The organism is Butyrivibrio sp. FCS014 (genome assembly GCF_000526935.1).
Taxonomy (GTDB): domain Bacteria; phylum Bacillota; class Clostridia; order Lachnospirales; family Lachnospiraceae; genus Butyrivibrio.
In genome coordinates, this window is the sequence record NZ_JAHA01000019.1 from 375,697 (window position 1) to 387,917 (window position 12,221).

Genomic DNA, 12,221 nt, shown 5'->3' on the forward strand with positions numbered 1-12,221 from the left:
AGCCCCTCGTCACCACTAGTCAGTGGAATTATTTGTTTCTTGTATCCTTGTAAGCCTTAACTGCAGCTTCAACGCCGGCCTTAAGTCCCTCAAGACCTGCCTTAGCAACGTCTGCGCTCTGCTCAGCGAGCTCTTTTGCAATCTCCTGAGCCTTCTTTGCTGCCTCTTCAAGCTTCTCCTTGGTCTCGTCATCTACGAATGACTTCTTCTCCTCACCGCCGCAGTTGCATTTCTGAGCTGCCTTCTCTGCGATAGCTGCCTGAGCTGCTGCAAGACGAGCTACAGGTACACGGAAAGGTGAGCATGATACATAGTCAAGACCGATCTTGTGGCAGAACTCAACGGATGAAGGATCTCCACCGTGCTCACCACAGATACCTACGTGAAGCTTAGGATTAACGGGCTTGCCAAGCTTAAGTGACATCTCCATAAGCTTACCAACACCTGTCTGGTCAAGCTTAGCGAAAGGATCGTTCTCGAAGATCTTGGTGTCATAGTAAGCATTGAGGAACTTACCTGCATCATCACGAGAGAATCCAAATGTCATCTGTGTAAGGTCGTTAGTACCGAAGCAGAAGAAATCAGCCTCTTTTGCAATCTCATCAGCTGTAAGAGCAGCTCTGGGGATCTCGATCATTGTACCAACTTCGTAATCAAGCTTAGCGCCTGCAGCTGCGATCTCAGCATCAGCTGTCTCAACAACTACCTGCTTAACGTACTTAAGCTCCTTAACTTCGCATACAAGAGGGATCATGATCTCAGGCTTAACATTCCAGTCAGCGTGAGCCTTCTGAACTTCAAGAGCAGCTCTGATAACAGCCTTTGTCTGCATCTTTGCGATCTCAGGATATGTAACAGCAAGACGGCATCCTCTGTGACCCATCATAGGGTTGAACTCATGAAGTGAGTTGATGATAGCCTTGATCTCGTCTACGCTCTTGTTCTTAGCATCAGCAAGCTTCTTGATCTCGTCCTCAGTTGTAGGAACGAACTCGTGAAGAGGGGGATCAAGGAATCTGATTGTAACAGGGCATCCCTCAAGAGCCTCATAGAGCTGCTTGAAGTCATTCTGCTGATAAGGAAGGATCTTCTCAAGAGCAGCTTCTCTCTCTTCTACTGTATCAGAGCAGATCATCTCACGGAAAGCAGCGATTCTGTCTTCCTCGAAGAACATGTGCTCTGTACGGCAAAGACCAATACCCTCTGCACCAAGCTCTCTAGCCTTCTTAGCATCAGCAGGTGTATCAGCGTTTGTACGAACCTTAAGTCTTCTGAACTGATCAGCCCAAGCCATGATACGTCCGAACTCGCCGGCGATCTTAGCATCAACTGTAGCGATCTGTCCATCATAGATGTTACCTGTTGTACCGTCGATTGAGATGAAGTCTCCCTCGTGGAACTCTTTGCCTGCAAGAGTGAACTTCTTGTTCTCCTCGTCCATGTTGATGTCGCCGCAACCTGATACGCAGCACTCACCCATACCACGAGCAACAACGGCAGCGTGTGATGTCATACCACCACGAACTGTCAGGATACCCTGAGCAGCCTTCATACCTGTGATATCCTCAGGTGATGTCTCAAGACGAACAAGAACAACCTTCTCGCCTCTCTCAGCCCAAGCTACAGCGTCATCAGCTGTGAATACAACCTTACCGCAAGCAGCTCCGGGTGATGCGCCAAGACCCTTTCCAAGAGGAGTAGCAGCCTTAAGTGCAGCAGCATCGAACTGAGGGTGAAGAAGTGTATCAAGGTTACGAGGATCGATCATAGCAACAGCCTCTTCAGGTGTCTTGTGTCCCTCGTCAACCAGGTCGCAGGCAATCTTAAGAGCAGCGGGAGCTGTTCTCTTACCGTTACGGCACTGAAGCATGTAGAGCTTCTTGTTCTCTACAGTGAACTCCATATCCTGCATGTCATGGTAGTGATTCTCAAGAGTCTCACAAACCTTAATGAACTCAGCATAAGCCTCAGGGAACTCCTCTTCCATCTGAGCGATAGGCATAGGTGTACGAACACCTGCAACTACGTCCTCGCCCTGTGCGTTGATAAGGAACTCACCCATAAGCTTGTTCTCACCTGTAGCAGGGTCACGTGTGAATGCAACACCTGTACCGGACTCGTTGTTAAGGTTACCGAATACCATGGGCATTACGTTAACCGCTGTTCCCCATGAATAAGGGATGTCGTTGTCACGACGATATACGTTGGCACGAGGGTTATCCCATGAACGGAATACAGCCTCGATAGCAAGCTTAAGCTGCTCTACGGGATCTGAAGGGAAGTCTTTACCAAGCTGGTTCTTGTACTCAGCCTTGAACTGCTCAGCAAGTTCCTTAAGGTCAGCTGCTGTAAGATCTACGTCAAACTTAACACCCTTCTTCTCTTTCATCTGGTCGATAAGCTGCTCAAAGTACTTCTTACCAACCTCCATAACTACATCAGAGAACATCTGGATGAAACGACGATATGAATCATATACGAAACGCTCGAAAGCAGGATCAGGATTGCCCTTGATCATAGCTGCTACTACTTCGTCATTAAGACCAAGGTTAAGGATTGTGTCCATCATACCGGGCATGGAAGCACGAGCACCTGAACGAACGGAAACAAGGAGGGGATTCTGAAGATCACCAAACTTCTTGCCGTTGATCTCTTCCATCTTCTTAACGCCTTCCATAGCCTGAGCCATGATCTCGTCGTTAATCTTACGACCATCCTCATAGTACTGTGTGCAAGCCTCTGTTGTGATTGTGAAGCCCTGCGGTACGGGAAGGCCGATGCTTGTCATCTCAGCAAGGTTAGCACCTTTACCACCGAGAAGGTTACGCATTGTCATGTCGCCTTCGCTAAACATATAAACCCATTTGTTTGCCATGTTTTTACCTTTCTTACCGGATTCTGTTCCGGTAACCTTTCATATAAACATTATTTATAACTACTGTGCTAAATGCGGACCGATCCGCCAGCACAGGAATTACCATACGGTCAAAAGATGCTTCTGCTTCCGCTTTCGGGAATGAAGCTGTCAAAGATAAAGATATCAAAGTCCTTAGCTGCCTCTTTAAGCTGCTCCTGACTTTTCACCGTCCAGGCCGCGCATGTACACTTATACAGCCTTCTGCAAAGCTGCATGGATACACTCTTCGGATATTTGCGATTAAATGCGATGAAATCAGGCTTGGTAAGAAAATTGAAAAGCAGCCCCGTTAAAACAAAATACAGAATACCTTTAAATTCCTCCGGTGAATCCTTGTGGAATTCATCAGAGAGCTGACCTCTCATGATATCCGGGTGATTGCGCTTAAACCACCATACACCCAGTGGATTAAAGGACTCTATACAGTAAACACCCTTGTAATCCTTAAGGAACTTCCAGACTTCGCCGCAGACCCTAAGGTCCTTAAGCTCGATCTTAAGCTCTATTATAAGAGGGACCCTGCCGTCCACCATTTTAAGGAAGTCCTCGAATTTCGGAATCCTCTCATTGGAACCAAGAAGAACCAGCTCCTGAAGCTCGTCATAGGTGTAATCAATGACCTTGCCCTTTACCTCTGCCGCTCTGTCATTCTCATAGCGGGCGACTCTCTTTAAAGTAAAGTCGTGGAAGATCACCGGTATCCCGTCTCTGGTCAGCTGGACGTCACATTCGATGCCATAGCCTCCCTCCACTGCCTTCTTAAAAGCTGCCATGGAGTTCTCCGGAGCATCGGTATTATTATCATGAAGTCCGCGGTGTGCATAAAGAACTTTTGTGAACTTTTCTCTGTCAGGCCTGTGCATCATCCTGGGCATTATCATAATAAGATAAAGAATTGCTACAACTGCCGCAAATATGCATAAAACCTTGAAAAAAAGCATCAAAAACCACTTCCCATTGATAATTTTGTAACTTGTCCGACAAATATTTTACACATCTTTTGTTAACTTCGCAACAAAATATCCGCCAATATATAGGAAAAACCTATGAAATCTTTATTAATTTTATACAATTATTACCAAATTCAGACCTTTGTGGTCCATTTTGTACAATCCACAACCTCTGTTGCCAGGTCCTCATAGAAGTCCGGTTCGTGGCATACCATGATAACGGTTCCCTTGTATTCCTTAAGAGCTCTGTGAAGCTCTGCCTTGGCATCCACATCAAGGTGGTTGGTGGGCTCATCCAGGATGAGAATGTTAGACTCTCTGTTAATAAGCTTACACAGTCTTACCTTGGCCTGCTCTCCACCCGAAAGGACTCTGCATTTACTTTCTATATGCTTGGTGGTCAGTCCGCACTTGGCAAGGGCTGAGCGCACCTCATACTGTGAAAATCCGGGGAACTCGTTCCAGATTTCCTCAAGACAGGTGGTCTCAATATTTGGAGCCATCTCCTGCTCAAAGTATCCTATCTCCACGTTCTCTCCCCTTGTCACCTTACCTGATATAGCGGGGATCAGTCCCAGAATGCTCTTAAGGAGCGTGGTCTTTCCTATTCCGTTGGCACCTGTAAGAACTATAAAGGAGTTTCTCTCAACAAACATGGTAATGGGCTTTGACAGTGGCTCGTCGTACCCTATCACCAGATCCTCTATCTCAAAGAGGAATTTGCTGGGAGTGCGGGCAGTCTTAAAGTCAAACTCGGGCTTTGGCTTCTCCTGGATCTTCTCGATAAGGTCCATATTGTCAAGTTTCTTCTGTCTTGCCATGGCCATGTTCCTGGTTGCAACTCTTGCCTTGTTCCTGGCAACGAAGTCCTTTAAGTCTGCGATCTCCTGCTGCTGTCTGTTGTAGGCAGCCTCCCTCTGTGCCTTCTTGGCCTCGTATACTTCGGTGAAGTGATCGTAGTCACCGACGTATCTGTCAAGGCTGTGGGTCTGACCGTCCATGTGATAAATGATGTTCACCACATTGTTTAGAAATGGAACATCGTGGGAGATCAGTATAAATGCGTTGTCATAGTCCTGAAGATATCTGGTAAGCCACACAATATGCTCTGCATCCAGGTAGTTTGTAGGCTCGTCCAGCAAAAGAATGTCCGGCTTCTCCAAAAGGAGTTTGGCAAGTAGGATCTTGGTCCTCTGCCCTCCCGAGAGCTCTGTTACATCGCGGTCAAAGCCCAGCTCCAAAAATCCAAGAGCTCTTGATACCTCCTCGATCCTGGAATCTATAAGATAGAAGTCATGGTTTGTCAGAAGGTCCTGAATGGTGCCCAGTTCCTCCATGTACTTTTCAAGCTGCTCCTCATCCGCCTCTCCCATGGCATCACAGATCTCATTCATTCTGGCCTCCATCTGATAGAGAGGATCAAAAGCAGAAGCCAGAACGTCCCTTATGGTCATGCCCTGCTTAAGAACCGCATGCTGGTCAAGGTAGCCAACGTTCACGTTCTTGGCCCATTCAATGTTTCCCGCGTCCGGCATGAGCTTGCCGGTAATGATATTCATGAAAGTGGACTTTCCTTCTCCGTTGGCTCCCACCAGTCCAATATGCTCGCCCTTTAATAAGCGAAAAGACACATCATCAAAGATTGCCCTGTCTCCAAAGCCGTGTGTCAGATGTTCTACGTTTAAAATACTCATTACAGATTACCTTTCCGTTTTATTAGTACAAATATAATACCATAACAAAAATAAACAGCGGGGCAAAAAGCCCAATGTCATTAAGTTAGTATGACAATACAAAAATGGCAACAGACTGAGGATGAAGTATTTTACTCTTCATCCTCAGTTTCTTCTTTTTAGGGCATAGCAAATAGACGGATTTTCTCCGCCAAAATAAAATTATGCAGCTTATTGTTTTTATGCTACTCTGTATAGGAAACTATGATATATCTTGCCAGTTAGTTTTCTTTCCCGATGTCTATCTGGCCTTATAGGAACTAGATTTTTTGATATAATGGTTTCCAAATCAGGTGATGATGCCTTTCCTCGATAGAACAATCTACACATATGCACTGCAACCGAAAAATTCGCTTTATATGTATGTTTCCTTTGCTTTTTATCAATGACTACGTGCGAGGTAATCATTTCAGCAAAGTTATACATTATAAGATGTGCGTAGATTTCTTGTTGGATGCACATCACCTTTTTTGAATGAAAATCCAGCATTCCTGTTGTATATTTCAGGTCTCTGAAAGATGTTTCTATTCCCCAGCGAACTGCATATAATTCTTTTAGCTTTTCTGGCGGATATGTATCTGGTTCAAGATTAGTGAGTACCGTTTCATAGCCATTTTCTGAGATCTTAAATCGAACAATCCGGAATCTAAGATTATAACTAAGTGTTGGATCTGCTTTTCTTGATTTTGATGGAAGATAATCAAATGTCGAAGTGGCTGCTATAAATTTATAATGATTCCTGTCCTTGTATAACTCTTTGGTTTCTTTGTTTTGTCGGCGTATCAAATTCATGGATATAGGTACATCGTATTCTGGTTTCTTTGGAAGGTCATAACCCTCTTTCATTCCTGTTTTTCCATCTTTTATACGAATAAGAAAATACCATCCTTTTTCTTGAACGTGAGCCATGTTGTTATAAGATTCATAGCCTCTATCAGCAATTACAATGGCTTTTGGCATATTTGATCTATCTATCATTTCTGCAAAAGCTTTATGTTCGTTGGCTATTCTATCTTTTTGGATAATAGCATCACTATAGATACAATGCTTAAGATCATACAGCGCATTCAAATGTAGTAAGTTGTATGGTTTTTGGCCATTTGAGCCAGGATAAAATGAGTCGGTATCTTCTGGGGCGGTAGCTATTTGAATTCTGGAACCATCAACCGCTAATAAATGAATCTCTTCTTTAAATGTACTGGTTATTTCATGAGAAAACTCGCGGAATACTTTCAGAAAAGCATTAGGACTGATCTTACAACGTTGTTGCGAAAACGCTGAAGCAGTAGGAACATCAGACGATGCATTAAAAAAATCTATCAATTCATTAGTCAGGCTTCCACTTTGCATTCCGATTATGCCTGTGATCAATTTCTCCATAGTAAGTTTCCTTTTGCGTGAAAAATCCTTTTCTGGATTGACGCAATACAATTTAGAGTTTTTCACTACTCTACGAATATTTGACATCAAAAGATTTTTTAGTTGTTTGGGTTTCATGTGCACCTCCTTGAAATCGAGAATTATGCTTACAATTTCAAGGGCCGCTTTCGCTACCTCTAAATAAAATCAGTAGCGAAAGCGGCCGCACTTTTTAGCTTTTATGTCAACATTTTTTCAGAAAAAAAAGACCCCTACATCATTTCTGATGTAGAGATCTTTATAGTGTCACCTTAACTTAATGACATTGGGCAAAAAGCCTCGCTGTCTAAAATAACATAATATCTGCTTAATCATCAACATCAAAGTGCTCGATGATATTTTTCTTAGCCTCCGGCTTGGAGTCACCGTGCTTAACCATCAGCATTGTAAAGAATGCCAGTGTTGAGAACACAAAGGCATAAGGGAACAACGTCCTGTAGGAAACGTGCTCTAAAAGGAATCCCGAAAGAATCGGTGTAAACACCTGTGCCGCCATGGAGAAGGTGTAGTAGGTTCCGGTGTACTTGCCGATGTCGCCGGCTTTGCTCATCTCAACAACCATGGGATAAGAGTTTACGTTGATGGCAGCCCAGCCTATACCGATGATTGCAAAAAAGACATTCATAAGAGGCGTGTAGCTTGTCAGGAAAGAAGCCACAAGATAAACACAGCTCATCATTACAACTCCCGCAAGTATCACCTTCTTACGTCCGATCTTACTGGAAATTGCGCCGATGGGAATGTAGCTTAGTACCGCTGCCACCGTGGCCACCATGAGGATCCCGGCGTAGCTTCCGTCGGTCTTGCCCCACACTTCGCCCACGTATCTGGTAAAGGCTGTGGTCACAGCATTGTATGCCATGAACCAGAAGGAAACTGATGCAAGCAGGAACGCAAGGCTCTTAAATACTTCCGGAGGAAGCTTTGTTCCCTTGCTTCTCCTGATGGCCTCAACCTCTTCGGAGTACTTCTCACCATAGGATGCCAGTCCGCCTTCAGCTTCTATCTGCTTCTTGATGTCCTTCTCTTTGATGGTAAGATTAAGGATCAAAATGGCAATAATAAGAAGAAGCACTATACTCATCATCAGCGGTATATAGTTGGTCTTTGAAGGATCGTCCGCACCTTTTAGAAGTACCATGGTCATCACAAGGGTGAATACGCCGCCCAGGGCTCCCATAAGGTTTATCACAGCATTTCCTGCACTTCTTAAAGGTGCCGGTGTAAGGTCAGGCATCAGCGAAACCGCAGGTGATCTGTATATTCCCATGGAAATAAGAAGAAGCAGAAGAACCGCAACAAAGAATACAAGGCTTCCGCTGGGCCTTGCCACAGTTATAAGGATCACAAAGAAAATTACCGCAAAGGCAGTTCCCACGGTGATGAAGGGCATTCTTTTGCCCATTTTGGTATCCGTCCTGTCGGAGATGGCTCCGAACAGCGGAAGAAGAAACAGCGCCAGCACGTTATCCAGCGCCATAATGACGCCTGTGGCAGTCTCCCCAAGTCCAAAGGAATACTTCAGTATCTTCGGAATCTCGTTGTCATAGAACTGCCAGAAGGCACAGATTGATAAAAATGCCAGGCCGATAAGAATAGTACGCTTATAGTTCAATTTCATGTCCCCAATACCCCTTTTTTCATACTTTCTTACTACTAGCTTATTTAAAAAAAGAGGATGTTGTCAAGCATCCTCTTTCATCTGTTGAAGAATATTTATTACTCCCTGAGACCAGTTTCCTTTTTCCTTGTTGATCTCGTGTTCAACAAACTCCTTGGTCTCATTGTTGATGAGAAGAACCATGTCATCATCAACGTTCAGAGTGTATTTGTATTTGCCTGCGATCATCTTATCGATGTTCTTCTGGGCACTCTCGCTTCTGTTATTCTTTTTCTCAGTACCTGTAACTATTCCGGTGACATTTACATGATATCGCTTCATGTAATTTCTGATGTAATCTATGGAATAGAACTTTGAAGAATACACCCAGATGTCATAGCCGTTATTGGAAAGATAATGGAAAAGAGCCGGTATCCCAAGCCTTATCCTCTCTTTAAAGAAATATCCGAAAGGAAAACCGGGCTTTGCTTCACTTGGCTCGTCATCGCTCTTGCAGAAAACAACTTCATCAAGATCAATGGTAACTCTCTTGTCGTTTGTAGCAGTCTCGATCATCTTTATGATGTCGTCTTCATGAGCCATGTTGACGATCTCAATGGGAACTCTCTTATATCCAAGTCTGTAAAAGGCAGCCCATCTGTGATGGCCGTTGATGATAAGATATCCGTCGGGATGCATTTTCTCAACGATAATAGGCTCAAACCTAACATCCGGATGCTCCCTGAGCTTGGTCTCATACTCAGAGACAATCCTGTAGCTTGGTCCCACTTCCGGCTTTGAAAACTCGTCGTCGGGATTGGGATGAAGCTTCATGATATTTGCAGATGCAAACAAAATCCTGTGCAGTGTTCCGCACTTAACCGGAAAAGCCAGGCCTTTGTACTTCTCAATCTCATTTACAAGATGAACTTCAAATCTCTCCCTCATGATATTCCTCCAAAGTAATCAGATATCTGATCCTACTATAGATTCTATCACAATAACCGCCTTATGCCTCAAGTTCTTTTCCCGTAAGGAGTCTGTAGGCCTCGAGGTACTTGTCGATGGTCTTGTCGATAACCTCCTGGGGAAGGTTGTAATCACAGTCAGGGTTTGCCTTAAGGTAGTTCCTTACAAACTGCTTGTCGAAGGAAGGCTGGTCATGTCCTGCCTCATATCCTTCCACAGGCCAGAAACGTGAGCTGTCGGGAGTGAGCATCTCATCTCCGATAACAACCTCTCCGTTCTCATCAAGACCGAACTCAAACTTGGTATCGGCAATGATGATGCCCTTTGTAAGAGCGTAGTCTGCGCACTTCTTGTAAAGAGCTATCGTATAGTCCCTGATCTTGGTGGCATACTCAAGGCCGTGTCCGGGGAAATCTCTCTCAAGAACTTCCACGCTTCTGTCAAAATCGATGTTCTCATCATGGTCACCGATCTCAGCCTTGGTGCTGGGTGTGTAGATGGGCTCAGGGATCTTGTCGCACTCCTTAAGTCCCTCAGGAAGCTTGATCCCGCATACGGTACCGTTCTCCTTGTAGCTCTTCCAGCCGGATCCTGTGATGTAACCGCGAACGATACACTCGATGGGAAGCATGATGAGCTTTCTGCAGAGCATACTGTTTCCCGTAAACTCAGGCCTTCTGAAATACTCGGGCATGTCAGCGGTATCTGTGCTGATCATGTGGTTCTTTACAACGTCCTTTGTAAAATCAAACCAGAATCTGGACATCTGTGTAAGAACTGTTCCCTTCTTTGAAACCTTGTTCTTAAGGATAACGTCAAAGGCAGATATCCTGTCGGTGGCAACCATGATAAGATTCTCACCGGTGTCGTAGATTTCTCGAACTTTTCCCTCTTTTACGGGTCTGTACTCCTGCATTGCAGCTCCTCCTAGTTTTTAAAAAATATTATGAAACATTACCTGTAACTAATATATGGAAGCAGGAGGACATCAATCGTCCTCTTCCTCCTCGGCAACAGTATTGTATACTGTACGCTTTCTGGCCATTTCATCATTTTCAAGGTACTCGTCATAGGTGGATCTCTTATCCACAAGTGTTCCGTCAGGAAGGATCTCCATGATCCTGTTGGCTGTAGTCTGCACAACCTGGTGGTCACGACAGGCGAAAAGCTCAACTCCGGGGAACTTGATCATTCCGTCGTTGAGAGCGGAAATTGATTCCATATCAAGGTGGTTGGTGGGCTCATCGAAGATAAGGCAGTTAGCTCCGCTGATCATCATCTTGGAAAGCAGGCACCTTACCTTCTCTCCTCCGGAAAGGACCTTAACCTTCTTGATTCCATCCTCACCGGCAAAGAGCATACGTCCAAGGAAGCCTCTTACATAGGTAGCATCCTTGATTGTTGAATAGCCGGTAAGCCACTCGGTAATGTTGTAGTCGTTGTCAAACTCCTTGGTGTTATCCTTGGGGAAGTAAGCCTGGGAAGTGGTAACGCCCCACTTGTAGGTTCCCTCATCAGGCTCCATCTCTCCGATAAGGATCTGGAAAAGAGTTGTCTTTGCAAGCTCATTGCCGCCAACAAAGGCGATCTTGTCATCATGCTGAACAACAAATGAAATATTATCAAGAACCTTCTCTCCGTTTATGGTCTTGGAGATGCCGTCAACAGTAAGTACTTCATTACCGATCTCACGGTCAGGTCTGAAATCAATGTAAGGATATTTTCTGCTGGAGGGCTTGATGGTATCAAGCTCGATCTTCTCCAGGGCTCTCTTTCTTGAAGTAGCCTGCTTGGACTTACTTGCATTGGCAGAGAAGCGGGCGATGAATTCCTTCAGCTCCTTGATCTGCTCTTCCTTCTTCTTGTTGGCTTCCTTCATCTGACGGATCATCAGCTGGGAAGACTCATACCAGAAGTCATAGTTACCGGCATAGAGCTGGATCTTGCCGTAATCAATATCGGCAATGTATGTACATACCTTATTAAGGAAGTATCTGTCGTGGGATACTACAATAACGATATTCTCATAATTGATAAGGAACTCTTCAAGCCATGCAATAGCATCAAGGTCCAGGTGGTTGGTAGGCTCATCGAGAAGCAGTATATCGGGATTTCCGAAAAGTGCTCTCGCAAGGAGAACCTTAACCTTCTGATTACCGTCAAGCTCCTTCATAAGCTTGTAGTGGTTCTCTGTCTCAATACCAAGTCCGTTAAGAAGGCTCTCGGCATCTGACTCAGCTTCCCATCCGTTCATCTCGGCAAACTCAGCTTCAAGTTCGCTGGCTCTTATTCCGTCCTCGTCAGAGAAATCCTCTTTGGCATAGATCGCATCCTTCTCCTTCATTACCTCAAGGAGACGGGGATTTCCACCCATAACGGTATCAAGAACCACGTTCTCATCATATTTGAAGTGATCCTGCTCCAGGAATGAGAGACGCTCGCCGGGAGTGATGGCGATATCACCGTTGGTGGTCTCGATCTGCCCTGAAAGGATCTTAAGGAAGGTTGACTTACCGGCACCGTTTGCTCCGATGATTCCGTAGCAGTTACCCTCCGTGAATTTGATGTTTACATCCTCAAAAAGAGCCTTTTTTCCGACTCTAAGTGTTACATTATTTGCACTGATCATTAAA

General features: G+C 44.8%; 8 protein-coding genes. All 8 read right to left on the reverse strand.

Annotated elements, in window-relative coordinates; translation table 11 throughout:
* Positions 1-28 precede the first annotated feature (28 nt).
* Positions 29-2,875, reverse strand: a complete 2,847-nt coding sequence (gene ppdK, locus T456_RS0114630; RefSeq protein ID WP_024866762.1) for a pyruvate, phosphate dikinase — start codon at positions 2,873-2,875, stop codon at positions 29-31.
* 110 nt (positions 2,876-2,985) lie between these two features.
* Complete coding sequence (locus T456_RS0114635) at positions 2,986-3,858, reverse strand: glycerophosphodiester phosphodiesterase family protein (RefSeq protein ID WP_024866763.1); 873 nt, start codon at positions 3,856-3,858, stop codon at positions 2,986-2,988.
* Positions 3,859-4,001: 143 nt separating this feature from the next.
* Positions 4,002-5,561: an ABC-F family ATP-binding cassette domain-containing protein gene (locus tag T456_RS0114640; RefSeq protein ID WP_024866764.1), complete on the reverse strand. Its 1,560-nt coding sequence runs from the start codon at positions 5,559-5,561 to the stop codon at positions 4,002-4,004.
* Positions 5,562-5,780: 219 nt separating this feature from the next.
* Positions 5,781-7,097, reverse strand: coding sequence for an IS4 family transposase (locus tag T456_RS21595; RefSeq protein WP_024866765.1), 1,317 nt, complete (start codon positions 7,095-7,097; stop codon positions 5,781-5,783).
* A 229-nt stretch (positions 7,098-7,326) separates the two neighbouring features.
* Positions 7,327-8,640, reverse strand: coding sequence for an MFS transporter (locus tag T456_RS0114650; protein WP_024866766.1), 1,314 nt, complete (start codon positions 8,638-8,640; stop codon positions 7,327-7,329).
* Positions 8,641-8,703: 63 nt separating this feature from the next.
* Positions 8,704-9,567, reverse strand: coding sequence for a ParB/RepB/Spo0J family partition protein (locus T456_RS0114655; RefSeq protein ID WP_024866767.1), 864 nt, complete (start codon positions 9,565-9,567; stop codon positions 8,704-8,706).
* 61 nt (positions 9,568-9,628) lie between these two features.
* Complete coding sequence (locus tag T456_RS0114660; RefSeq protein WP_024866768.1) at positions 9,629-10,504, reverse strand: phosphoribosylaminoimidazolesuccinocarboxamide synthase; 876 nt, start codon at positions 10,502-10,504, stop codon at positions 9,629-9,631.
* Between the two features lie 72 nt (positions 10,505-10,576).
* On the reverse strand, positions 10,577-12,217 hold the full coding sequence (locus T456_RS0114665; protein WP_024866769.1) for an ABC-F family ATP-binding cassette domain-containing protein: 1,641 nt from the start codon (positions 12,215-12,217) through the stop codon (positions 10,577-10,579).
* Between the last annotated feature and the right edge of the window lie 4 nt (positions 12,218-12,221).

Coding starts and splice junctions, on each gene's coding strand:
- ppdK (WP_024866762.1), bottom strand. CDS start 2,875: ATGGCAAACAAATGGGTTTATATGTTTAGCGAAGGCGACATGACAATG.
- T456_RS0114635 (WP_024866763.1), bottom strand. CDS start 3,858: ATGCTTTTTTTCAAGGTTTTATGCATATTTGCGGCAGTTGTAGCAATT.
- T456_RS0114640 (WP_024866764.1), bottom strand. CDS start 5,561: ATGAGTATTTTAAACGTAGAACATCTGACACACGGCTTTGGAGACAGG.
- T456_RS21595 (WP_024866765.1), bottom strand. CDS start 7,097: ATGAAACCCAAACAACTAAAAAATCTTTTGATGTCAAATATTCGTAGA.
- T456_RS0114650 (WP_024866766.1), bottom strand. CDS start 8,640: ATGAAATTGAACTATAAGCGTACTATTCTTATCGGCCTGGCATTTTTA.
- T456_RS0114655 (WP_024866767.1), bottom strand. CDS start 9,567: ATGAGGGAGAGATTTGAAGTTCATCTTGTAAATGAGATTGAGAAGTAC.
- T456_RS0114660 (WP_024866768.1), bottom strand. CDS start 10,504: ATGCAGGAGTACAGACCCGTAAAAGAGGGAAAAGTTCGAGAAATCTAC.
- T456_RS0114665 (WP_024866769.1), bottom strand. CDS start 12,217: ATGATCAGTGCAAATAATGTAACACTTAGAGTCGGAAAAAAGGCTCTT.